The following is a 24741-nucleotide window of genomic DNA, read 5'->3' on the forward strand; positions in this document are numbered from 1 at the left end:
AACTAGAAAGGGGATTTTATCATGTTTACCACAACATTTTGGATTCTTGCTATTTGGTTAGTTATCAACGGAATTTGGACCTGCACGGCGACGACAAACCGGGAATTGATGAAGTGGTTTGGCTGGATCAACGTGGTTGCTATTATTGCCGGCTTCTGGGTATTCTACGGTGCTGCTGGCGTTGCTGGTCTGACAGGTTGGTTCACTGCGGTTAACTGGATTAACGTTATCCTGGCAATCACACAATTCTACTTTGCTTACAAGAAGACTGCCGCTCAGGCACATTAATTTAAACAAAGCCTATTACTTAAAAATCGGGGATGACTGCGAGCATCTCCGATTTTTACTGACTCTCAAAGTTTTAACGTTTTCCACTTTCAGCTGCTGAAAATTCTGGCTGGTGTGGAAACCACCTAGTCTGCTCTAGCACCTTAATTGGTATTTACTAAGGAAGCTGGTAAGATTAAGAAGAACCTTCCAAAATTAAATAACCCTACTGATGGCCGCACTGGCGTATCAGTAAATTTCAACTATAAAAAGGTGGTCGTGCCATGTCTGTTAATAAAATATTGGATCAGTTTCCCGCCACTATTCAAGCGACGAAGGAACTCACGCAGAAGCAAAAAGACGTGCTGATTGCCAGCATCCAGCTCTTTGCCAAGCAGGGGTACGCCAATACCAGTACCCACCAAATTGCAGTTGCCGCCCACCAATCTGAGGGCACCATGTTCAAGCATTTCAAGTCCAAGGCTAACATTCTCCGGGTCGCCTTGGAACCCGTCATCTTCCAAATTATTCCGGACGTTGCCGCTGAGTTAAAGAAGGATACACTGAGCAAACCCTTCACGAACCTTCACGACTTTCTGATTATCTTTGTCCAGAATCGCATGGAATTCGCCGAGGCCAATCAGGATGCCATCAAGGTCTTCTTCAGTGAGTTGCTCTACAACGAGGATCTTCGTCAGGAATTCATCGACGTTGCGCGTAAGCAATTCATCGTGTCCTTTGAGGGTACGGTGACCAAGTTACAAAAACACAACTTGATTATCGACTGGCCATTTACCATGATTTTTCGCTACATTGCATCCGTCGTTGCCGGCTACATTCTCGATCGTTATGTGTTATTTCCCAACCGAGACTGGAATGACGACGACGAAGCCAAGTATCTCGTAGCCGAACTCGAAAAGGTCTTACAACCAGAACAAGCCTAGACGCACTGTCTAGACTTGTTTTTGTTATGGTGCATCCGTCAATTGCCACAGCAGTTCACCGCTGTAATCACCGGCAACGGCGTCTCCATTGACTTCAATCAAAACACCATCGTTATCTTTCCATTTTTGGGCGACGTCAGTACATTCATCGTCTTCCTTAGTCGTTTGTTCCTCAATCACTGTCGGCTTGTCCCCAATAGTCAGCTTTTGGCGGGCCTTCCCATTACGATAGACCACGTCTCCACTCAATTCACGACCATCCGTGGTCGTGAACTTCTTACTAACATTCAGCTGAAGCTTCCACGAACTCCCAGCGCCTCGGCCATCACGCACGCGTAACTGCCAGTCCTTGTCTCGACCAATCATCTGATGCTTCCCGTTCAGCTCACCCTTAAAATTGCAGTTGCAGGGCATGGTGTCGAACGCCAAGTCCCCTGAACGTTGGTTAACCGCGATTTTTAAGGGTTGAGCTTCATCCTTGCGGTTCGATGCTTGGATCGAAACATTGTTCTTACCCGGTTTCAATAATCGACTAGGTACCTTGAACTGAAATTTTCCGGATGTGCCTTCCCAAGATCCCTTGAGCTGATTCAGGTTAAAAGTCAGGCCACCGACGTCGATTTGAACCTTGGTATCTGCTATGATGTCGTCATTGATATCTTTGCCATCGTTGGAAAGTCGAGCATGGACTGTCGCATCTTCCCCCTTTTCAACGCTCAGCGCCCCGTCATCTAAGCTCTCCAGTTTCAAATTGAGCTTCCGTTTAACCGTATATCCCGCCGATTCCACCTCGACATAATGATCCACTCCGGAAAAAATAACTTTACGTGGTGGCACATAAACGTCATGATCCACCGGTTGGATTTCCGTCTTCAACCAAAATGCTAGCGCAGGGGTCGCTGCAGAAAATGCACGACTTGCAAACCGCGTATCTACGCGATCGGCTACTAGCTCTTGACTATTTAGCGAATAGAGGGCATGCATCCCATCATTCGTGAAGTGTCCTCGAATGCGTTTAACCGTGGATATTGCTGGCAATAGTGCCGTGGCCGTCGTCAATGTTCCTAATTGTGTCGGATGTTCCGCCGTTGCGTGCAGGACATAGCGCAACGTTTCACCAGGGAAGACCGTGTCCCCTTCTTTAATCTTGCGTTTAACTGCCATATTTTGCATGATATTTGTTTCCGCCAACTTTGAGAATTTTATCTGACGGGGCGTTTGATCCAGAACGACAAGCTGATTGGCACTGTTGAACTTACCAGTGGACCCGGTAATTCCCCAGGAAACTTCATTGGCCAGTGTTCGCCCATCGGCTGAAAGCTTTTTACGATCAATCGTGATGGTATCCTGAACTTCCGGCGTCATTGGTTGCCGTGTTTTGGGGTCCTGATCATTGAAGGCATAGGTCATCTGATTACTCTGCACTTTCCAATCAAGCGTGACGTGGCGCCATTGACCATCGGCAGGATTCGTCATCACCTTAGGCTGTTGATGTTTCAAAGAAAAATAATGTTTGTTTCGCTGACCATATTGCTTATACATGGACGCATCTGCTGGATAACCACTGGCAATGTGTGGCCCCTGACTCGGAATACCATCCGCATCGTAGTAATTTCCAGCCCCCGGACTAGGTGTCTTATTGACCGTGGTATCAAACTCCAGGGCCCAGCTATGTTGAATAGCTATTTGGGATAAGCCTGACGCTGAGGCCCCAGAATTCGTATCACTAGCCCAGACCCCTAAAGATTGACCTTTTCCACCCGTGGCAATCGCATCAGTGGCATGCATATCGTTTTGTAAGACAAAGGCCATCCCAGAACTCTGCTTGGCCTGCTTATTCCCAAAGTAGAGCCAAAACGACCAGCTCGTATCGTGCGTCAAATTGACCTTAGCCTTGGTTTTACCCAATTGCTGTGACCAGAACGCACCCACCTCATTTGTTCGTGAGTCAATATTATCGTTGGTAATTTGGGCGATTGATTCCTTGGTAAACGTCCCATCTACCAGTTGGGCATTTGACTTGGTACTAAATAGTGACGACAATGTCATGCCGTTTGGTGCCGTCTTGATGGCGGCTTGCATATCCTCATCTAAGGCGACTCCGGCAGCCTGGGCCTGCCGTTCACTTAGCAAGCCAACTCCCAGGCATGTTATAATAATGATTAATAATCGGCGCATGTGTATTCCTCCCTGTAATCTCTATCGAATTAACACTCGCTTAGGGAGTATACAGGAGAAATGGCCATTTGGCCGCAAAATTAAGTTGTTTTCATAAAGAATTGTGTGAAACATAATTGTGCGCAACTTAAAATGCTGAATTGATAGGCTTTCCCTGCTGTTTGGGGTGGCCTATTTTTCGAAGGATGGCCGGTTAAAATTGACTATTTTCATTTTTCCCACAATGGTTTACTAGCGTGACTAGCGGCTTGTACCAGTACCAATCTAACGACATGCTAGCTCCACACGTCAAATTGCATGATTATACGCACTAATACCAGTTAATCTAGCCTAAGCTTTGGGCCGCCGTGACCATGCCAACTCTCTTCCATTAGTCTAAAGTATACTGGAAATCCACCGTCAATGGTGCTGAAATCCCTTGATATCAGTATTTAGATATTACAATCCTTGTGTTAGCGATTACGCTACACGACAAAATAAAACGGCAGCGAGTTCTACTTCCCTGCCGTGTCATTTGTCTAATTATGATTGAATTTATTGATCAGGACCTTGGATGGCCGTGCTAGCCGGATCAAGCCGATCGTTAACGCAATACTCAGCGCAACCATCAGCGCGCCAAACAGCGGCGTCCAGCCCAAACCAAAGCGACTCGTTACCTGACCACCGATGCCTGAACCTAACGCAATTCCAACGTTAAAGGCCGAGATATTTAAGGCTGAGGCCATCGTAATGTCAGCTGGCGTATACTTTTCTGCCAGTTGCACGATGTACAACTGTAGCCCAGGAACGTTCATGAAGGCGAAGAAGCCCATCACTAAAACCGTCAGTAGGCCTAACCACTGGCTATTTGCCGTCACCGTCAAGACCAACAGTGTCGCAAAGAGACCGATAAACATTTTCAACAAAGCTGCTAGTGGCTTGGCGTTGGCCCAGCGGCCACCCAGCGTATTCCCAACGGCAACCATCAAACCGTAAACGACCAGAATAACCACGACAGCACTACTAGACCAGCCCATCTGTTGCTCTAATAATGGAGACAGGTAGGTGTAAGCCACAAAGGTGCCGCCATAACCCAATGCTGTAACCAGCAAGGCCACTAAGAGTTGGGGATTTCTCAAGACGCGTAAGATTCCACGAGCCGTGGCTTTGCTCGGCAGTGGTAAATTCCGAGGAACCAGAACGTAGTCGGCAATCAGACCGATGACGCCAATGACACTAATGAAGATAAACGACCAGCGCCAACCGCCTAACTGACCGATCATTGTTCCCAGCGGTACTCCGGTAACCGTGGCAACCGTCAGTCCCGTAAACATAACGGCAATTGCGGATGCCCGTTTGGAAGGGGCCACCACATCAGCGGCGATCACGGACGCCACCGTCATGAAGATACCATGGGCTAGAGCGGCAATGACCCGCCCGGCCAAAAGAATGACGAAGGTCGGGGCGAAGGTAGCGACCAAGTTGCCCGAAATAAATAGCAACATGATGACCACCATCAGCGTGTGCCGGTTGATCTGCCCGGTCAATAACGTCATGACGGGCGCACCGACCATGATACCCAAGGCGTAGACCGAGACCGTCAACCCGGCCTGGGCCAGGCTCACATGGAAGCTTTGGATCAAAAGGGGAATCAGCCCCACGCTAATGAATTCAGTTGACCCGATTGCAAAGGCACTAACGGCCAGTGCGAGTAAAGTAAAAGTTGGTGAAAGTTTTTTTGTCATAATGACCTCCTTGAATTGCGAACTCGATAAATATTGATTATACTGGCTAGGAACTCAAGTACAAGAACCCACTTTAAAGTGCCCTACCCACCAAAAAGTAACCATCAGTCAGGAGGCCATTTCATGCCCACAAAAACGTATCATATTGGCGTCGAAGCCACAATGGAGATCATCGGTGGCAAATGGAAATCAATCATTCTCTGCCATCTCCGTCATCAAACCATGCGGACCGGTGAGCTTGCCCGCGCCATTCCGCAAATTTCTCAGAAGATGCTGACCCAGCAACTCCGCGAATTGGAAGCTGCCAATATCGTTTCTCGCCACGTCTATCAGCAGGTGCCGCCACGCGTCGACTACAGCCTAACTGATTACGGTCAGTCATTGTCAGGAATTCTTCACGAGTTGTGCGTCTGGGGCGAGGATAATATCGACCGCCGGCAAAATAATGGCGAGGAGATTACCCTCCTCAGTCGTGATGGCGTCTAGCCTTTGATCAGCAATCGCTCAATAGCCAGTACCCCCTAATTATATTCAAGGGGTGCCGGCTTTTTTTAGATCAGATTTTCTAAAAGTGAACCGCCAATCATGGTAAGTAGCCTCGTCAGCGAACAAAGATAATTATATGTAAAGTCAGACCAATTTTAATTGCCATCACATTGCCTATATTGGGTCTACTAAGCCCAATTAGACCACTCGCCAATCCTGTGGTCTCGGACTTTTTTACACGAAGATAATGCTTGTCAGGGGGCCCAGTGAATGCTATGGTTTAGCTAGTCCAACACCCTTAACAAGATATCTTAGTGAAAGTCCGTGCAGTTTAGCAGTCCGTTTATATTAGTATATTTATCTACATATTATAATCCTGATAAAGATTGGGTAAAATCATCGTTTTCGCCAATCTGCTATTTACCTGATACCCTTCCCGTCCAGACAAGTGAAAGGAGAATTTCATGAAACAACGAAGAATTGGCAACAACCGACACATCATTGGCTTATTCCTGACGGTTATCGTCCTGGCCGCCACATTGATTTTACCGGTGACCAATACCTTTGCCTCCAAAGCTCCCAGCAAGCAGGAACTCCGCACTGAAAGAAAAGTCTTTATGAAGAAGAATCAGAAAGAGCTCAAAGCCGCAACCCTAAATTCTAAGGGGCTTTCCATTGCCTGGAAGGATGTACTCCAGCATAAAATCAAGCTCCTCAAGCATTTGAAGAAAACGATTGCTCAAGAAAAAGGCACCGTCTATTCCGCAAAACAGGCTAAGGCGCTGACCCGTAAAATCAACAAACTACATAAAAAATACACAACTAAGTTAAGAAAACTGAAAGGTCAAAAGCAATCTGCAAGTATCGTTTACAATTCATACGTTGACGGTAGCTATGTCTCATTCATGAAGGAAAAAGTTAAACAAGTCGGTAACCGGACTTACATTCTCTGGGGCATCCACGAACATAATGGTAAATTTACCAATTTCGGCGGTCACGGCGCTGGCTTTACGGTCGGATAGTGCGTCACAACCCGGGTTTACGAGTGTGATTACAGACCTGATCACCCACCGTCCCTTATCAAAAAAATAATCAGCCACTTTCTATGAGACCAGCGGCCTACCGTAATAACTTAAAACACTTGTTACGGTGGGCCGTTTTCGCACTTATCTCACTGAAAAGCTCACTTAAAGTCACAATTCTCTTATTTTCCAATTCTGAAAGTTACCCCCTAAACCGATGGCTTTATTAAGATTTTAATCCGTTTCAAAATAGTTGGTGCTTTGACCTGACAAACTCTGTATAATAGTGACGTCATAGCACTATCACATTTTCATAATTAGCTACATACTTCATCGGAGAAGGGAAAAACAATGCACGTATTCGTTAATATCGTGCCGCAAAACCAGCTAGACTGGGCGTGCTTAAGCACACTCGTCGGGGAGTTGACCAGTCAACATTTTGCGGACGCTTCTTTTAATTTGCAATTACCAGCGGACCAGACTCTCACGCCCAAACAACAGCACCAAACTACTGTCTGGGGCCTAACCGTCAATAACTCACAGACCGCATTAGTACCACACAACTATCTCATTAATTTAAGAGAAACCGACCATGTTCTTCCGGGGGCCCTTCATCAGTGGGCGCAAGTCATGGCTAAGCATACCGGCAGTCCAATTAGTCTGGCGGCCTTTGACTTGTCAGAAGACTTAGACACTCAAATCATGGCATACGTTGCCGATCATCAGGAGTCCGGTCTGCAACAGACCTATCGTCAACTCGCCACGACCACAATTGATGATCCTGACGAACGCTTACTCACGTTGTGGAGTCTACAAAGCTACAGCGTCCAAACAAATCTGCAAAATATCCGGCAGATGACGCAACGTATCCGGCCAACTGGTATTTTATTGCCAACTGAACGGTTAACGCCAGCTTTACCGTTGACATCGACAGCACAGGCCTTTGCTGTCCTCCGCCAAGGCACAGACATCGTTCGTCTTCACGTACCCACGATTCAACGAGCCATGTGGGCAGAGGTAACACCCACCGCTTGGCTCGATGAACTCACACAGATTGATGCCACGCAACTAGATGTTATGTGGCAACCTGCTTACATGGCCTACGTACAACGTCAACTCAATTTCTTATTGACAGTGGCCGGTCGCAAACAACTATCCAAGCAGGCACACACAACCTTAATGATACGTATCAAACAACTGATCACTGGGCCTACCCATCGTTGGTCTCGCCTTGGACTGTTACAATTGGTGTCGCCTCGTCTGGCACATCAGTTGTTCTACTAGGAGGCCCTCATGAAATTTAGCATAATCACCCCCTGCCAACCGGCAGAATTATCCCAACTGCTAGAACTCCGCGATAATTTAAGCAATCAGACCACATATGACTTTGAATGGGTCATTGCCTTAAACGCTCCGCTCGATTTAACCGCACCCGATTGGCAATTACCTTTCACCGTACATCAAGTTAGCTTTGAAGGCACGACCCTCGGTGCTGCGCGTAATGCCGCCATGGCTACCGCAACCGGGGACTGGTTGGTCTTTGTCGATAGTGATGACTACCTAACGACTAACGCCTTAGCTGAAATTACCGCTATCCAACCACTTCCAGCTGATACGCTGGCTGACCTCTATCAATATCCCACGTACGAACCCCATACGTCCTTTATGGCCAGTCAAGAACAGACGCCCCTTGCGGACAGCCTCCCTAAATGGGGTGGTCCGAAGCGGCGCCAACTCAAGAACCGCGCCGTTAATTTGAGCGAAGCAATGCTCAGCCAGCTCTCGACGGATATGCAGGTAGCACCGACCGCCGTCAACTGGCTACAACACAAGTACGTTCGCTGCACCGGAGAAGATCGGTGGGCGCAATTCAACCGGCAACTAAAGATCACGGGCAAGGTCATCGACCGGCACTTGATTCAGGATAACCAGTTGACATTCGATACAACCAACGCACTTTATCCGGACTATACTTTCTTGACCCAAGTCATGGCACGGACTAACAGCTACCTTCGTTTGGCCGATCCGACCTACATCCGGGTAAAACACAACGACCCGATCAACCAGCCGTCCGTCCACCAACTTGAGGCGGCGGATCGCTGGCATCAACGGCTTGCCGCTTGGCACACTAGTTTGGTTGCCATCAATAACGCAGATCTCCACCTGGCCTTCAGTCGCTATTGTTTGAATCGAATTCACCGATTCTTATACATGGCCTTAGCTACCGATGCGACCGCTGATGACCCAACAATCACTAATGTGCCCCAACTAATGACGCAACTTCACAACTTCTTACAATTAGTCGATGAGGAAGCCCTCGGCGAAATTTCCATGTTGAGCCGCCACATCCTTAATCGGATTCGACGGCAACCGGTCTATCCACATCACGCCATCAATCGAATCGTGCGCCTACGTCAACTTGGCCGTGTCATCAAGCATCGTGGACGCGGTGTCACGCGCCTTTCCTACATGTGGTGGTTCACCAAGCTCCGAATCAAGCCCAAGACGATTCTCTACGAATCCTTCCTGGGTCGTAACTTCTCGGATAGCCCCAAGGCCGTCTACAACTACCTGCAGGCTAACTATCCCGGTCAGTTCAAACACGTCTGGATTTCCAACCCCGGCGTAACTGGCATGCCAGCTAACCGGCCCAACACAATCGTGGTAAAACGATTTGGCTGGCGGTATATGTATTATTTAGCTACTGCTAAGTTCCAAGTCATCAACATGCGTCAACCCAAGTGGTTCGTCAAACGGCCGGGAACCAAATTCTTAGCAACTTGGCACGGGACACCCCTGAAACACTTAGTCTTCGATATGGATAATGTGGCCAGTGCCAATCCGCTCTACAAGCAGATCTTCTTCCAACAGTCTCGTCAATGGGACTATTTGGTCACAGCCAACCAATTCTCTGTGGATGTCTTCGAACACGCCTTCATGTATCCCGTTGAAAAGATGCTAAAGTCTGGCTATCCACGCAACGATATTCTGAGTGCACCCGACCGTGATGCTCGGGCACGTCAGATCAAGGAACAATTAGGCATTCCGCAAGACAAGAAGATTATTCTCTACGCACCAACTTGGCGTGACGGTGATTACTACGGTGTCGGTGATTACAAGTTCACCTTGAAACTCGACATCAACCGTCTGCGTCGTGAACTGGGCGATGAGTATGTGTTGGTCTTACGAACCCACTACTTCATTACGGAACACTTGGATACGACTGGCTTTGGTGACTTCGTGTACAACGAATCCAGCTACGATGACATCGCTGAACTCTACCTGATTTCAGACGTTCTGATCACCGACTATTCTAGTGTATTCTTCGACTACGCCATTCTGAAGCGCCCAATTCTCTACTTCGTTTACGATTACGAAAAGTACGGGAGCGTCTTGCGTGGCTTCTACCTCGATATGGAAAAGGATTTACCGGGCCCTCTGTTGAAGACCAATGATGACGTCTTAGCGGCGCTTCATAATTTGCCGCAGGTCACCCGCGACTACGCGGCGGCTTACAAGACCTTCAGTCAGCGATTCAACGCCTGGGAAGATGGTCACGCCACCCAGCGTGTGGTTGACGCCTTCTTCGATCAAGACTACTTAAAATAAACTTTCAGTACTTTCAAAAGCTCCCATGCCGGTGACGTTACCAGCATGGGAGCTTTTGTGATCTATTCAATTCATTAATTGTTGCTCGTTGAAACAGCCTATCCGCTAGATACGATTAGTCTCGCTAACCACCAGCAAAACTGTTACTGTCAATGTAAGCTAAGCTTGTGTCTTTTGCTGTTCTCGTTGCCAAATATCCGCAATTAAACTGGCTAGTGTAATGCTGGCCATTTGAGCTTCCGCCGCTGCCTGCACCGTTGCATAGGCCTCGCGCAAGGTCTCCTGAATATTGCCACCCACGATGCACTGTGGATTGGTTTTATCATCGACATGTAAGAGATTATCATCCGTTTCAACGGCCCGATAAATATCCAGGAGTGAAATATCCGTTGGATCACGCGTAACTTCTGGCGTAGCCGTCCCGCGTTGCGTCGCGAGTAAGCCCGCCGTCCGTAATGCGGCCATCAAACGCCGGACTAGTCCTGGATTGGATTCAACGCTCCGAGCGATTGCCGTACTAGACAGATCGTCGTCGTGGTAAATCTCAATGTACGCCAAAATATGCACGGCATCGCTAAGCTTATGGGAATATCGCATCCTTCACGGCCTCCTTAATTACTTCGCTACCGCTAAACTCGTCGTTAAGAAATCTGGTAGGCTCTGCGCGGGATGGCCCATAATTTTGCGGTAGTCATCGGTCACCGTCGCCAACAGGCCACGACCGCCGGCATCGTACATGGAGGCCAACATATGGCCCTCGTTATCTTCGTTATACAGCGCCGCAAATTCACTGAGCGTCACCGGTGCGTAACCAATCGTCTCGCCCGAAACGGTACTGAGGACCTTGGCGAGCGCTGGCATCGTGTACGACCGTTCCTGGGTCAACGTGTAGCTTGGTTGCCGCCACAGCGCTGGGGTCACAGCCACCTTGGCAAAGGCTGCCGCACTATCAGCCAGACTGATGAAGCTCAGTGACGCATCCCCCATGGGATAAATGACATTATGGCGTTCGATCAATTCTGGCAAGTAAGGTACCAGCGGATCGGCATACAGCGCGTTTCGTAAGATAGTGTAACTCAAGTTCGTGCCAGCCAATCTGCGTGGAACATAGCCATAGAATGCAGAAAGGTCAAACGGATTGTCTGTCTGATCGGCAATGAAACCCATCACAATCAAATGCCCCACCTGCGCCTTTTCTGCCGCAGCAATTACGTTTTCAAATTCCGTCACGCGACTAAAGCTATCGTGACTCTTGCTGGGAACGTAAATAGCCACATCGGCAGCATCCAAGACGGTCGCCACCGTATCAGACTCGCGATAATCCAACGGCAGAACCGTCATCCCCTGTGCCGCAAACGCTGCGGCTTTTGCTGGCGTATGAACACCGAGCGTGATCTGCTGCGGCGCGACTAACTGGGATAGAGCTTTAACAATTTGGGTACCCAAGTGACCGGCAGCACCGGTAACGACATATTTCATTCTGAAGGACTCCTTTAGATTGGTTGTTACTTTAAAGGTAACATCTAATCTACTGATCGTCAATCAACTCACCTCATATTTTGACAAATTGCACCGCTTCTTCGTCGCGAACGACTATAATAAAGTTAAGATACATTAACCCAAAAATAGTTTTGATGAGGAGTGAGTAACGTGGTTCAACAATTAGCTAATAAAGTTGCAATCGTCACTGGTGCCGGGTCTGGTAAGGGTCAAGCCATTGCCGAATTATTTGCCAATCAGGGTGCCCAAGTCGTGGCAGCCGACAGTAACGCCGAAGCGCTAAACGCCGTGGTCGACGGGATTAATTCCGCTGGTGGAACGGCCATCGCAGCGGTCACCGACGTCACTAAAGATGCCGATGTCACCGCCATGGTTCAACGCGCCATTGATCAATTTGGTCATCTCGATATCCTAGTCAATAATGCCGGGATGCTCGACAAGCTAGCCCCCGCTGATACGCTGACTAACGAACTGTGGGACAGAGTCATGACGGTCAACACGACCAGCGTGATGTTGGCCACACGTGAAGCCCTCAAGCGGTTCGCCGCCCAAGACGCCGGCGTTATTCTCAACATTGCTGCGGTCGAAGGCGATACGAGTGACCGGGCCAGTGCAGCCTACGCTGCCTCCAAACACGCCGTGGTCGGCCTGACAAAGAATACGGCCTTTATGTACCAAAACGCCGGTATTCGGACCAACGCCATCGCCCCCGGTAGTAAGGACGCCGAATCACCACTGGGCATCACCGTTCCCACCACGCCCAGCGGTAACAAGATTGCCCAAACCGCACTGTTTCTGTGCTCCGATGCCGCCAGCTATGTCAATGGGGTCATCGTTCCGGTAAAATTCTAATGCTTAACTAAACTCAAACTGGCGGCGTGACGCAACAGATAATGTTGTGCCAAGCCGCCAGCTTTTGATCTAAGCCTCAGTTGAATCCAGCTACTCGCTAACCAAACGCATATGAGATACCGTCCATTTTATCTCCCTACCGTACGCTCTTGCCCATAACGGAAAAAATTGACGCCCCCCATCCCGACTTGTACACTGGAAAACAGATGCTTTAGCGGGTAAGGAGATGTGTCATGCAATGACATGGTTAATTTTACTAGTTACAGGATTTTTAGTTGGGTTGTTGGTTATTTCGACCGGTGGTGGTGGCGCGGCCATCTATCTCGGCCTCCTCACGACTGTCTTTCATTTGGCCCCCGGCTCGGCAGCGGCAACCTCGTTGTTCACGGCTTTTCCTTCCTTGCTAGTCGGCGCTTACGGCCACTACCGCACCGGCCAGATTCACTTTAAGGTTGGCAATCAGATGCTAATTGCGGCCATTCCAGCAACCATCATAGGCGCTCTGATTTCACCTTATATCCCTATCAAGCTGTACACCTGGCTGGTCGCCATTATCTTGTTCCTACTAGGTGTTCAGATCCTGGTCAAACGTTTCAGCCATCGTCAGAGCAAGCCGGTCCAACATCAGGGCCTGCAAGCCGCCTGCTACGGTGTACTCAGTGGTCTGATGGTCGGCGTCGCTGGCTTGTCCGGTGGTGGGCCGATTATTGCTGGACTGCTGGTTCTCGGCCTCGACATGATTCCAGCTGCGGCCACCTCCGCTTACGTACTGGTCGGGACAACCCTGGTTGGTTTAATTTTTCACATGTCGGCCAACAACGTCAACTGGAGCATCGGCGTCAGTCTGATGATTGGCGCGATGCTGGGGGCCTTCTGCGCACCACGCCTGCTGATGCACGCAGACCCACAGAAGCTAAACGCCTATCTCAAGCCCTTTATGGGCGTGTTGATCATCTTCATGGCAGTGAAAATGGTCTTCTAAAATGACATTTATTCACGACTAAAAACGCCAACCAGCGGCTTTCAACGCTGATTGACGTTTTTGAATAACTTGAATTTAGTCGCGACGCTTCTTAATGATGACAGCGCCTAATGTTCCCAATAGACTAGCCAAGAGGGCTGTCCCAACGGCCGGTGCCCAATTATTCTGAGCTTCGCCCGTTTGTGGCAAACCACCCAAGTCGGCTAAAATCCGACTCTTCAGTGCTTGAAGCTGGGCAACCCGTTGTGCATTGCCCTGAGCTTTAGCCGCTGCAATAGCCTGGTCGACCCGTTGCAATAGCGTCTCTTCACTCGCATGGGCTGCGGACGGCGTCTCTGTCTCGTCAGCAATCAAATCGTCCCAGTAGTCCTCGACCACTTCATCCTCGGCATAGTTGGGATGCTCGTGTTCGTAGGTCAGGTCGCCTTCACCCTCTTCACCAGGTTCCTCAGTATCGGGATCCACAATATTAGGTTCCTCAGTCCCTGGTGTTTCAGTATCTGGTTCCTCGGTACCCGGTTCCTCGACGCCTGGCTCTTCAATATTTGGTAATTCAACATCGATGCCAGGGTGAACGGGCTTTTCAAATTCCTCTTCGTCGTCGCCATTACCTTGCAGATCCCACCGGTGGGTCTCCGCCTTGACGATGACCTTGTTAGCGATGAGGTTCCCATCAATGTTTTGGTTCGCGACAATCGTTGCGGAAGGCGCCAGCATACTGCCTTGGAATGGCGCATTGACGTTAATTTCGCCACCATACTGCTTATCACTAGCGGTACTATCGTAGAAGTTCCACAGTAAATGGTTGTCCCCGAAGTCTTCCGTTTCATGATTATCACGATCACTGCCGTCGCTGTAGACGATCTTGATTTGCGAGTTGATGTCGTAGTCCGCTTGACCACCGGTATCCACGTTAATAATCACAGTTGCCCCATCAGCGTCGGGTGACAAGCCCTTGATGGTCAGTGGCCGGTCTTTTTGCAAAACATCTGGCGACAAGTTGATTACAATCTGCCCATTAGCATTAGGCGTCATATCGCTGATATCAATAACCCGGTTGTTTTCATCCGTAAAGTCACTATTGCTATAGCTGGCTTCACTAGCCTTGTTGGCCAGGGATTCGTTCAAAGTCTTTAATTTGGCAAACTCCGCATCAAAATCGATGTAGGTCTGGCCATTCTGGTCTTGGTAGACTTCGTTGGCCAGTAAGTGGTCGATGTAAACGCCATTGACCATAGGCCGGTTGGGATTACTGATATCAATGTTGATACCTTCCCCAAAGACCACCTTGTTTTCACGGGTATCACCCCCGGAAACGAAGGAGCTCCCGGCAATGTTGGTCAGATTCTGTATGTAAGAGATATCCTTGTCGAGTAATTCTTCGATAATGTTCGTCCCAAAGTTCACGTTCCCAATCAGATTCTGAACGGCAACGTTCCCATTGGTGTGGGCATTCAGTTCAGCTTCCCGGGCAAAAATATGGAAGACTGAGGAGACACCTAGTAGGTTGTCCAGATCTGGATAGTCATCGTAAACGGTCCCACCAGATTGAATTTCGGCCTCTGATAAAGGTTCAAGGGCCGTGGTTTTAGCTGGCACATATTTTGCTTGCGCCTTTTCAACTAAAGCATTGACCTGTTCACGCAACTTAACATTGGCTAAAGCTGTCGTAAGGCCTTCCTTAGGCGTCATCAGGCGTGCGTTAATACCTGAGGCCGTTGCTTTGTGCGCCATCTTATAAAGATTCTTTTTTGACGTTTTTACTTTTTTGGTGTCCTTATTGCTTGATTTCGAAATCTTGGAACCATCAGTAGTCGTCTGATTTTGACCGTCAGTCTCAGTAGTCGTCTTGGCCGAAGAGACAAGCGTGTTTGCCGGCTGGTTCTGCTTCGACCCACCATTATCGCTATCACTACTGTTAGTACTACTGTTAGTACTGCTGTTAGTACTGCTGTTGGTGCTGCTACTGTTAGTACTGCTACCACCACTGCTACTCTCAGCAGACCCTACAACGCTAGAAGAGACTGTGTTGCTATTGCTACTCTCGGTTGTCGAAGCGTTGGCCGTCACCATGCCGCCACCCCCAATGGCAAGCATTACTGCGCAGGCGAAAACCCACTTACGACCGTCTTTATACATCTTAAAATGCGTTCGTTTCATTTCCATATCGACTAAATCCCTACCTTTCACTATAAGACTCCATCCCTATTTTCGTCCTCTCCGGATGAACATTCAACGTTATTTTGAAATTATTTTTTAATTTAACAAATTAACTCTTATGTAGTTTATCCAAAGAACATTGTCGTTGGATTGTTAGTTCGCTTAACCAGCATAAACACGTGCTTTCACAAAATTTAGCGATTATTTTGAAAACTTGTGAGACTAAATTTGGATTTTTTACATTAGTATTAAGTAACAGAACAAATAAAACGGCCCCGACCGTTGCCTGTCGGAACCGTTAATTATCCATAGTTTAGTTAGCCATGCCATATAGGCACCATCAGCACGTTTCCCTCAAAAACTAGTGTTGCCGTTTGCGTTTTAGACCAAATCCGGTCAAAGCACCGCCAAGCAGTAAGGCCAAACCGACCCACGGTGAAATGGTAGTTTCGTCGGTCTGCGGCAAAGTGGCATCCTTCGTTGCCTGTTGCTTAGGTACCTGCTGTGTCTTAGCAGTTGCTGTCGCAGTCTTCGCGTTCAGGTTCACAGTTTGCGTGCGTTTGTTTGTTGACTTCTGGGGTTGTTTACCAGGTGCAACCCGGTCGGCATCCCCGCCGTTCACAGCATCTCCTGTATCATCAATTATCGGTGCCTCAGGATCGACGAGGTCACCATCGCCGTCCGTGTCGATCGCTTGGTACGTAAAGGTGACGGTCTGGCCTGCCGCCGTGTAGGTGCCACTTGCGACACCATTGCCGACTAATTGATAACCCGGTAGCGTCTGGGCGTTGATAGTAAAGGCATCGCCAACATTTCCAGATTGTTGCGTCTGACTGATGACCTTGCCATCCTGATCAACGTTAACGATGGTGACAATCCCGGTCGTAACGCCCGGATCTGGTGTGCCTGGATTACCTGGATCGACTGGCTTTTCATTTTCAATCTTGAAGGTAATATAGGCGCTGTACCCCCACAATGCGCCGTAACTCTGATTAACGACTTGAATGGTGTAGGTGCCATCTGGCACATCGTCCTTCGCGGTAAACTTCAAGGCCACCTTATTTCCCGAGACACGTTGCACGCTGAACCAATCCGTGGCATTCTCCGCGGTAGCGGCCCAAGCGGCAATATCTTCGGTCGGCAGGTTAGGATCAAGGTCACCGTAAGCGATAGTCACGCCACCGGCTAATGCGGCCGTCCAGGTTCCTTCATTGTCATCGATTTGTCCCGTACTCATGTCTTGAAAACCGGTAACGACACCGGTGACTGGATCAAACGTCCGGTTGTCGGCACTGATTTTGTGCGTATTACCGATGAGACGTTGGTAGACCCCGTAGTTCACAACTGGCTGGCCGTCTTGACCAATCATTTGAATCACACCATTACTAAGTCGATTGAACATGTAGGATATCTGTCCGCGAAAGTGGCTCAGATCTGGTAGCGCTCCAGAAAACTGGTTATAGGAAACATCCAACATGTAGAGTGATGGCCAACCCTTAACATCCGGAAATGCACCGCTTAACTGATTGTGATTGACATCTAAGGACCAAAGATTAGGAATAGCACTCAAATCTGGAATTTCGCCTGTCAGTTGATTATTTCCGAGATAGATCATTTCCAACTTAGCGTATTTACTCAGATCCGGAATGTTTCCAGTCAGTTGACTATCACCCATTCGCAGAAATCGTAAATTAGGGCAATTGTCGAAGTAAGTGTTCATAATTGTTGCCATATCATGGTCCGCACCATCGTTAGTTAATGTCAAATCAATACCAGCCAGTAATGGCACGTTAGAAAAATCAATTAATGCGGCCACTGGATTTTTAATATGGGTTAAGGATATCGTATGCAGCGCCGGGAAGTATTCCAGGCCGGCAAAATTTGTTATGATGCCAGAACTTCCATAGTCTGTTAACTGATTTAGCTTGGCAACATACTGATACAGATTACTTTCAGTTGCCACATAAGCGGGCTTTCCCGTGATTTGTGAAACTGGCGCTCCCCTATTGATGACTTTGATGATCAGGGCTCGCAACGTTGCGTCCGGAATCCACTCACTCGCGTTCACCCCATAAATTGGTGACACAGCAGCGGCTGGTGCCCGCATGAGTACTGGCTTTGGCGCGGGCGTCTTGGGAATGACAACCTCATCTGGTGCCGCAAGTGGTGTCACGTCAGTTTTCTCATTCGTTGAATCGACTGCTGGCGTCTCCGCATCTGGTTCTACCGTATCTGGTTGCGGATCAGCATCTGCCTCAGGTAGGACATCTGGATTGCTCACTTCTTCCGGACTCGTCACCTCAGGTGTTTCTGGCTCCTGGGAGTCATCCACTGATGGTACTGATGTTTCTGGCACATTCTGGCCATCTACTGATGAAATGTCCTCGTTTGTCTTCTGCTTATCACCCGTGACCGCTGGTGTTGTCTGCAACGTAACTTCCTTAGTGGGTTCTGTCTGCTCATTCGTCGTTTTTTCGGCGATATCTGGTACGACTGTATCATCTGCCTGCGCCGTTTCGGTGGCCCCCATCAGGCCCAATCCTAACGTCACGGCGGTGATACTGGCGACTACCCAGTGCTTACCTGCCTTGTAGCTCTTATAATGAACTTTTGTGTCGCTAGCCAATTTATTAAAAACTAAGCAGAAAACCTGCGATTTTAATCGCGGGATGGATGTCAGAATTTAATAATCCCTTCCAAACATATGTTCCCCCTAAAAGAGACTAAACATGGTATACTTAATCCAATTTACAGGGGAGGTATCCATTGGTTAAATTAGGGCGAACAATTAAACTGAGACTCTATCCAGACACTAATCAAGCAGAACAATTTCTAGCGATGAGTCAAGAGTATCAACGATTAGCTAATATTATCAGTCAATGGATCTTTGACAATGGGTTTCAGCTAAGTTGGTTAAAAATTAACCACCAGTTGTACAAAATATTTAGACAAGAATCAGAACTCAATAGCCAGATGATCCAGTCTGTCTTTCGGACGGTCTCAGCTCGCTATAAGACCGTTCGAGAACAAATGAGGCAACATTCTTATCGCTACAAGAACGAAGAGCACAAGTGGATTCGAGCTCCTAGAGACTTGACCTGGTTGGTGAAACCTATCCAATTTCGTCGGCCACAAGCAGACTTGGTTCGTCAGAGTAACTATTCTTTTGTAGACAAGATGCAACAGATTTCAATAACCACTCTTGGTAAGCGGACTAAGTTAGGTTTCACCAACAAGGGATTCGAAAAATACTTTACTGACGATTGGAAACTAGGTACCGCTAAGTTGGTCCATAACCGGGACAAACGGTTTCTGCACATTGGCATCACGAAAGAAGTTAGCGATTTCGATGTTAAGGCCAATCCTAAAATCGTGGGTATTGACCGTGGATTACGTTTTCTGGCAACTACCTTCGATAGTGAAGGAAAGACGCTATTCTTTGATGGTCAAAAAATTTTACGTAAACGGAAGAAGTTCTTAGAAATCCGTTGTCGCTTGCAAAGTAAAGGCACCAAGTCTGCCAAGAAAAAGCTGAGGCAACTAGCTCAACGAGAGAACCGCTGGATGACCGATGTGAATCATCGGCTAGCTAAGACACTCGTTGCACTGTATGGCCCGCATACACTCTTCGTTCTGGAAGACTTAACCAATGTGACATTTAATACAGATGATCTACCTAAGTCCCTGCGTAATAGTCATCGTTCCTGGTCCTTCTTCCAGTTAGAATCTTTTCTAATGTATAAGGCTCAGGCTATTCAAAGTACTGTTGTGAAAGTGAGTCCGGCATTTACCTCACAGCGATGTCCCAAGTGTGGCTTAATTGAGAAAATCAATCGGCATCACGATACGCATGAATATTGGTGCAAACAATGTCAGTATCGTTGTAACGATGACCGTTTAGGAGCAATGAATATTGAGATGCTTGGCCAATATTGGTTGAACGGTGTCAAACGACCAAAGATTAAGAAGCTAACAACTGCTGGGTAAACCTGGCAGTTAAACGGGTAACCGTCAATTACCCGATGATGTTGCCACTACGAGTAGGAGTGCCTTAACGGGTATGCTGGACTACTGTGTCATCAGACACGTGAGCGACAAGCCTCTGAATTCATTCAGGGGCAATTGACTCATGGGTCTTCCTCCTCAACGTTTGCACGTTCGTCATCTTCATTTTCAGTCAAGTGTTTGTGACAGATTAACTAATACGGATAAATTCTCTATACTCACATTGTAACCGATTTCACGAAGCTAAAATAGGTTGCTTCCTGACCGTTTTTCACACATAGATGTTAGTTGTGCTAACTATCTGCGAATAGTAGATTCAGTAAAGCGATACACTCGCGACCCCCATGCCATTTAGGTTTACGGTTACAGTCTTTTGACGTCAATAACTTTTAGGGGATAAATCATTTTATTATTATCGTTATTCATAGATTTAGCGAACCCCCTCACCTAATTGGTCACTTTCTGACCCATTTACCGTTAAAGTTTACCCGACTTAGCAGTCAGTATTGTACACAAAAAGCCGACACATATTTTCGTCGTGTATCGGCTCACCATAAATTGACGTCGCTATTTCATCTTGCGCTTAATCCCCAGTAAGCTATACAGCGTAACCAGCAAGGCAATTCCCCAGAGAGCTGAAGTCTGTCGCTCACCAGTCTGCGGAAGTTCAGCCGCAGCACTCTGATCACTACTAGGTGTACTTGGTGAACTCAAGGGACTGATGCTACCGGTAATTGGATTCGGTGTTGTTTCCGGATCAGCCTGATCCTCGACCAAGTGGTCCAGACTGCCTTGGCCAATCGCTTCATTTCCCGTATGATGCAGATCACTGGATCCATCATCCGAAGTCACAGTATCATCAGTTTCCGTTTCATCAGTTCCCGTATCGTCATCCCCAGGCGTGACTGGATTGGGCTGGTTACCCGTAGCCTCCCCATCATCGCCATCAGACTCAGATGAAACGGCTTCATAAATATAGGTGACGGTCGTGTCACTATCTCCGAATTTACCGTTAGCATTAGCTGGCGTTACCACCAACTTATAACCGTCAGGGGTAGCTGGTTGCGTCGTATAGGCTTCACCCGGCTTGCCGGCTAATACTTGATTCACCGCGACTAACTTCCCATCCGCGGTCTGATGATGAACTGTGACCGTCGTTTGTTTTATAGGTTCCGTTGGCGGCGTCACCAGTGGCGGCTTAACGGGATCGCTCTTCTTGGCATAGACGTAAATCACATCGGTAGGTTTCTCACCGTATTTACCGGTTGCATTCACCGGTGTCTTCAGTAAAGTATACCCGTCAATCGCCTTTGCGGTAGTGGTGTAGTCTTCTCCAACCAATTTTTCTGGTAAGACCTCGTCTTCAGCAATCGCTTTGCCGGATTCATCTTGGAAATGAACCGTGACCTTAGCAGCGGTCGTAGCGAGAGTGTATGGTTGAACGACGTGAAAGTCTGAAATATCTGCTGTTGGTTCTGACTTCCCGGTCAGATAATAGTAATCTTTCTGAACATCAATCGTCACGTTCATATTAGCGAATTCTGGAAGGGAATCTGCCCCCGGTTTCTGATCCTGAATGTAGGAATAGTTAATGCCCCCTTCACCATCCGGCACGGGATTCCCACCGGTATGATAAACACGATACGTAAATCGGCCTGCTTCACTAAAGAAGACGGGTTCCGCAATAAGTTTCCCCGCTTTTAAGGGAACCACTTGGCCATTTCTATCGAGACACTGAACCTTCAGATGACCAGTTCTATCCTTATCGCTAACCATGATTGGATCGAGCATCACAAATTGGCCTTTGCTCCCAAATGACTCATAGTTTTTCCCTTTCAACGGTGAAAAATCTCGAATATGATTATACACTAACTGCATATCCGTCACGTTCTCCAAATCTGCAAGTGGCGTGATATCTTCGATTCGATTATGGCTAAGATTGACAACCTTTAATTTCTTCAAATTACGCAATACCGATATATCCACGATATCACCGAAAAAGGCGCCTGGTTCCATATTAAGCGTCGCTCCCATTTCAAGAACTTCTAAATTAGTTGCATACTGCAAGCCTTCCAGAGAAAACTCGGTCTTACCGTCGATATACGTATCAATTTTATCTTCACCGGTGGCCTCAAACCTTTTCAAAAGTAGCATATCATCCTGCGTAATATCGGCCACACTATTCCAGGATTTATCCGCATTATCCAACTTATGCAAATGCTTCAAGACTAGCTCCTGTAGTATCTTGTTGGGCATCCACTGATCGATGGTTGTCGTATCTTTATCTGCTTTTGGGGTTTTAACTTTAGTCCTGACTGCCTTCGTCGTTTTCCCTTTGTGCACTACTCTCTCAGCTGACATCTCAGCCACTAGTTCCCCATTATTGGGCTTAACGTTGTCACTGGTTGTTCTCTCCGCCTGCGGTTCCTTCACGGTCGATGTTAGTAGACCCGATTCTTCTATTACTGCTGGAACTTGTTCATGCTGTTGATTCGCCGAATTCTTGGGGGCCGTCGTTGAAGCGGCTCCCCGACTCGGCGTTGTATGCGCTGTCATTTTGGCAATTGATTCTGACATCACCTGTTCATCAGCTTGGGCCGTTACACTACCAAGTGTAAACAGCATGGCCCCACTCACGATTCCGGTAGCTATCCAAGTCTTACCTTTTTTATACGTTATATCATGTATCTTCGTTTGCATGTGTTGGTTCATCACTCATCTCTCCCCCAATAAGTAAAGTATCGATTCGTTGAAAAACTTGCTATGGAAATGGAACTGTTTACTTAAAATACCGTTTCCAACACAAATCAGTATAGTAAATCCCCACCACACACAGGTGCTTTTTTTAAAAAAGAAACCCGATGCTTCTCCTTGTGAATTTTCACAAACTCATCTCTTATAGAATTCATTAGTGTGCATTACAGTTGGGGGCAATACAACTATTCAAAAAAAAAGCAAGCCATCTCTGGCTCGCTCTATAATGCAATTATGCCTTGTCTTCCTCTTCTTTTCGGCGCCGTCGATATACCAAGAAAAACCAAAATCCGATAATCATACCAATGATGAGCCACCAAAATGAAAAGGACTGCCAGAAATAATGTTTGTGAAATGCCGTATGTTTTGGTGCGGTTACTTTAGCTGCTGCCTCACCGTGATGCTGGACTGCAGCCGACCGCTTCTGTTTAGAATCTGGCTGTTGCGATGCTGCTTGCCGGACCGGTCTAGCCACTGAGCGCTCGCGGTTAGCTTGCACTGGCCTTCTCGCCACCGCACGTCTGGCAGGGTGCCGTGACGCCGCATGAACAGGACGCCCGGGCCGTTTTTTCGCTGGTGAAGGGCCGCTAATACTTGCAGCTGCACCTGAAGTCACAACGGTTCCCACATCATTATTGGGCACCGTCTCCGTTTGATAAACGTACGTCACCGTTTGTGGCTGCTCCAAGAACATCCCTTTGATATTCTTGGGAACGTCGTAGAGCATATATCCCTTAACCGCCACCGCATCGGTCTTGTACGGTTCACCGACCCGCCCATGAAGACTCACATCCGCATGGAGTTTCTTGCCCTGCTGATCCACATAGCGGACAGTAACAGTCGCTTTCGCCGTGTGTGCAATTCCCGGCACCGTCGGCTTACCTGGCAATTCTGGCTGTGGCGTTGAAGGCTTGGGCAATGTTGGCGGCGTAACAATCGCAGACTGCTTCCCATAAGTATAGGTCACGTCAATGTCCTGTGTTGTGTACGCTCCCTTTGCATTCGCCGTTTCATGCAGCAACTTGTAGCCGGCTACCTCCACCGGATGTGTGGTGTACGCTTCGCCCACTTTCCCTACTGGTAACGTTTGATCTGGGGCAATTGATTTTCCCTGCTCATCGCGATAGTGCACGGTAACCTGCCCCGCAACTAACTGCCCAATCTGATAGGGCTGAACAATATCAAAAATATCCACTCCGGTCTCATCTTGACCTTCAGCTAATAAAAAGTTCTTGTCTGCTTGTGGTATCACATGAAAGCCTTCAAACTCAGTCAACCCTGGCTCTTGGTCTGGAATATACCAATACTCCAGACCTGTTCCGGCATCATCATAATAAATATAGTCAGTATCAACATTCATGTAAATAAGATTCCGGGCCCGCTCATGCCCACTCCCCGGAAGATCATAAAAATAAGCAATCTTCGAGTAGGGGCGGATCACCATATCAACAAGCTCGCCATTAGGCAATCGAAAGTCATTTTCTAGATGTGCCCAGCGATCATGCGGATCGACGCCAATCTTATCTAACGTCACGTGTTGATACTTATAATCCTTAACGGCCGATTGAATTGGCTTCAAACTCGAAAAATCTTTGACATGATTATTGACGATCGACAAGTACGTGAGATTTTTTAGTCCTGCCAACGGAGAGACATCCTCGATGCGATTAAAATCTAAATACATACGCTCGATTCCTGGCATCTTACTTAACGGCGAAATATCCACCAGATCACCGAATAGTGCGTAAGGCGCGTAGTTATAATCACCACCGCTAAAGTTAACAAACGTCGCATTCTGTGCGTACTGCAACCCCTCAATTGAGAACTCTTGCTGACCATCGATATAGGTTGAAATATGGTTTGATTCGTCACGGCCATCGACATCGATTCGTCCCAAAAATTGCATGTCCAGCTGACTGATTTCACTGACATCCTGCCAATGTAGCGGCACTTGATCCTCTTTAACTTGCGCATTTAACTGATAGAGCAGCGATTGTTGCAACCGTTTATTGGGCATCCACTGATCAATATTCCCTGGCTTGCTGTCCGGTAACTTCCCCGCTACCAGCTTCGGGCCACCTTTTAACAGGGCCGCATGATCTGTCGGTGGCGTCTGGTCGGCATAGGCAATATGCTCGTCAACGGCCAACATGCCGGCAACTATCATCAAGGCCACAATTGATAGCCACAGCTTAGCAGAAATATACATTCTATTAGATAGACTTAGTTCTTGCAAAGATAATCCTCCTCCAGCACGT

At 47.8% G+C, this 24741-nt stretch carries 17 protein-coding genes; 9 read left to right on the forward strand and 8 right to left on the reverse strand.

Going from position 1 to position 24741, the window contains the following annotated elements:
• The first annotated feature begins 21 nt into the window (after window positions 1–21).
• Together EKM73_RS04895 and EKM73_RS04900 are read left to right on the forward strand one after the other, a co-directional pair.
• The gene (locus EKM73_RS04895; protein WP_125700867.1) at window positions 22–288 is read left to right on the forward strand and encodes a hypothetical protein; all 267 of its coding nucleotides are present in this window, start codon (window positions 22–24) and stop codon (window positions 286–288) included.
• A 263-nt stretch (window positions 289–551) separates the two neighbouring features.
• A complete protein-coding gene (locus EKM73_RS04900; RefSeq protein ID WP_125700868.1) occupies window positions 552–1211 on the forward strand; it encodes a TetR/AcrR family transcriptional regulator in 660 nt (219 codons plus the stop codon).
• Between the two features lie 24 nt (window positions 1212–1235).
• Here EKM73_RS04900 and EKM73_RS04905 read toward each other — a convergent pair whose 3' ends face one another.
• Together EKM73_RS04905 and EKM73_RS04910 are read right to left on the reverse strand one after the other, a co-directional pair.
• Window positions 1236–3389: an L-type lectin family protein gene (locus tag EKM73_RS04905; RefSeq protein ID WP_125700869.1), complete on the reverse strand. Its 2154-nt coding sequence runs from the start codon at window positions 3387–3389 to the stop codon at window positions 1236–1238.
• Window positions 3390–3907: 518 nt separating this feature from the next.
• Window positions 3908–5113, reverse strand: a complete 1206-nt coding sequence (locus EKM73_RS04910) for an MFS transporter (RefSeq protein ID WP_125700870.1) — start codon at window positions 5111–5113, stop codon at window positions 3908–3910.
• A gap of 123 nt (window positions 5114–5236) precedes the next feature.
• On the opposite strand from EKM73_RS04910, the gene EKM73_RS04915 reads away from it, so the two are divergent.
• The 4 genes from EKM73_RS04915 to EKM73_RS04930 all read left to right on the forward strand — a co-directional run bounded on the left by EKM73_RS04915 (window position 5237) and on the right by EKM73_RS04930 (window position 10230).
• Window positions 5237–5599: a winged helix-turn-helix transcriptional regulator gene (locus tag EKM73_RS04915; protein ID WP_125700871.1), complete on the forward strand. Its 363-nt coding sequence runs from the start codon at window positions 5237–5239 to the stop codon at window positions 5597–5599.
• A gap of 464 nt (window positions 5600–6063) precedes the next feature.
• On the forward strand, window positions 6064–6621 hold the full coding sequence (locus tag EKM73_RS04920) for a hypothetical protein (protein ID WP_125700872.1): 558 nt from the start codon (window positions 6064–6066) through the stop codon (window positions 6619–6621).
• 351 nt (window positions 6622–6972) lie between these two features.
• Window positions 6973–7905, forward strand: a complete 933-nt coding sequence (locus EKM73_RS04925; protein WP_125700873.1) for a hypothetical protein — start codon at window positions 6973–6975, stop codon at window positions 7903–7905.
• Window positions 7906–7914: 9 nt separating this feature from the next.
• The gene (locus EKM73_RS04930) at window positions 7915–10230 is read left to right on the forward strand and encodes a bifunctional glycosyltransferase family 2 protein/CDP-glycerol:glycerophosphate glycerophosphotransferase (RefSeq protein ID WP_125700874.1); all 2316 of its coding nucleotides are present in this window, start codon (window positions 7915–7917) and stop codon (window positions 10228–10230) included.
• 159 nt (window positions 10231–10389) lie between these two features.
• Here the strand turns inward: EKM73_RS04930 and EKM73_RS04935 are convergent, their stop codons facing one another.
• Window positions 10390–10827 (reverse strand): Rrf2 family transcriptional regulator, encoded by a 438-nt coding sequence (locus tag EKM73_RS04935; RefSeq protein WP_125700875.1) that lies wholly within the window; start codon window positions 10825–10827, stop codon window positions 10390–10392.
• 18 nt (window positions 10828–10845) lie between these two features.
• Window positions 10846–11709, reverse strand: a complete 864-nt coding sequence (locus EKM73_RS04940) for an NAD(P)H-binding protein (protein ID WP_125700876.1) — start codon at window positions 11707–11709, stop codon at window positions 10846–10848.
• A 171-nt stretch (window positions 11710–11880) separates the two neighbouring features.
• Between EKM73_RS04940 and EKM73_RS04945 the strand changes: the two genes are divergently transcribed.
• Together EKM73_RS04945 and EKM73_RS04950 are read left to right on the forward strand one after the other, a co-directional pair.
• A complete protein-coding gene (locus tag EKM73_RS04945) occupies window positions 11881–12582 on the forward strand; it encodes an SDR family NAD(P)-dependent oxidoreductase (RefSeq protein ID WP_125700877.1) in 702 nt (233 codons plus the stop codon).
• 238 nt (window positions 12583–12820) lie between these two features.
• Window positions 12821–13564 carry a sulfite exporter TauE/SafE family protein gene (locus EKM73_RS04950; protein WP_125700878.1) on the forward strand — a complete coding sequence of 248 codons (744 nt, stop codon included), beginning with the start codon at window positions 12821–12823 and terminating at the stop codon, window positions 13562–13564.
• A 75-nt stretch (window positions 13565–13639) separates the two neighbouring features.
• Here EKM73_RS04950 and EKM73_RS04955 read toward each other — a convergent pair whose 3' ends face one another.
• A complete protein-coding gene (locus EKM73_RS04955) occupies window positions 13640–15730 on the reverse strand; it encodes a collagen-binding domain-containing protein (RefSeq protein WP_125700879.1) in 2091 nt (696 codons plus the stop codon).
• A gap of 355 nt (window positions 15731–16085) precedes the next feature.
• On the reverse strand, window positions 16086–18350 hold the full coding sequence (locus EKM73_RS04960) for a MucBP domain-containing protein (protein WP_125700880.1): 2265 nt from the start codon (window positions 18348–18350) through the stop codon (window positions 16086–16088).
• Window positions 18351–18490: 140 nt separating this feature from the next.
• Here EKM73_RS04960 and EKM73_RS04965 point away from each other — a divergent pair, with 140 nt between their 5' ends.
• A complete protein-coding gene (locus EKM73_RS04965; protein ID WP_125700881.1) occupies window positions 18491–19711 on the forward strand; it encodes an RNA-guided endonuclease TnpB family protein in 1221 nt (406 codons plus the stop codon).
• A gap of 585 nt (window positions 19712–20296) precedes the next feature.
• Here the strand turns inward: EKM73_RS04965 and EKM73_RS04970 are convergent.
• Window positions 20297–22429 (reverse strand): MucBP domain-containing protein, encoded by a 2133-nt coding sequence (locus EKM73_RS04970; protein ID WP_225421290.1) that lies wholly within the window; start codon window positions 22427–22429, stop codon window positions 20297–20299.
• A 286-nt stretch (window positions 22430–22715) separates the two neighbouring features.
• A complete protein-coding gene (locus EKM73_RS04975; RefSeq protein ID WP_125700883.1) occupies window positions 22716–24719 on the reverse strand; it encodes a MucBP domain-containing protein in 2004 nt (667 codons plus the stop codon).
• Between the last annotated feature and the right edge of the window lie 22 nt (window positions 24720–24741).

Origin of the sequence: Levilactobacillus fuyuanensis (assembly GCF_003946395.1) — a bacterium.
GTDB classification, from domain to species: domain Bacteria; phylum Bacillota; class Bacilli; order Lactobacillales; family Lactobacillaceae; genus Levilactobacillus; species Levilactobacillus fuyuanensis.

Coding starts and splice junctions, on each gene's coding strand:
- EKM73_RS04895 (WP_125700867.1), top strand. CDS start 22: ATGTTTACCACAACATTTTGGATTCTTGCTATTTGGTTAGTTATCAAC.
- EKM73_RS04900 (WP_125700868.1), top strand. CDS start 552: ATGTCTGTTAATAAAATATTGGATCAGTTTCCCGCCACTATTCAAGCG.
- EKM73_RS04905 (WP_125700869.1), bottom strand. CDS start 3,389: ATGCGCCGATTATTAATCATTATTATAACATGCCTGGGAGTTGGCTTG.
- EKM73_RS04910 (WP_125700870.1), bottom strand. CDS start 5,113: ATGACAAAAAAACTTTCACCAACTTTTACTTTACTCGCACTGGCCGTT.
- EKM73_RS04915 (WP_125700871.1), top strand. CDS start 5,237: ATGCCCACAAAAACGTATCATATTGGCGTCGAAGCCACAATGGAGATC.
- EKM73_RS04920 (WP_125700872.1), top strand. CDS start 6,064: ATGAAACAACGAAGAATTGGCAACAACCGACACATCATTGGCTTATTC.
- EKM73_RS04925 (WP_125700873.1), top strand. CDS start 6,973: ATGCACGTATTCGTTAATATCGTGCCGCAAAACCAGCTAGACTGGGCG.
- EKM73_RS04930 (WP_125700874.1), top strand. CDS start 7,915: ATGAAATTTAGCATAATCACCCCCTGCCAACCGGCAGAATTATCCCAA.
- EKM73_RS04935 (WP_125700875.1), bottom strand. CDS start 10,827: ATGCGATATTCCCATAAGCTTAGCGATGCCGTGCATATTTTGGCGTAC.
- EKM73_RS04940 (WP_125700876.1), bottom strand. CDS start 11,709: ATGAAATATGTCGTTACCGGTGCTGCCGGTCACTTGGGTACCCAAATT.
- EKM73_RS04950 (WP_125700878.1), top strand. CDS start 12,821: ATGACATGGTTAATTTTACTAGTTACAGGATTTTTAGTTGGGTTGTTG.
- EKM73_RS04955 (WP_125700879.1), bottom strand. CDS start 15,730: ATGGAAATGAAACGAACGCATTTTAAGATGTATAAAGACGGTCGTAAG.
- EKM73_RS04970 (WP_225421290.1), bottom strand. CDS start 22,429: ATGCAAACGAAGATACATGATATAACGTATAAAAAAGGTAAGACTTGG.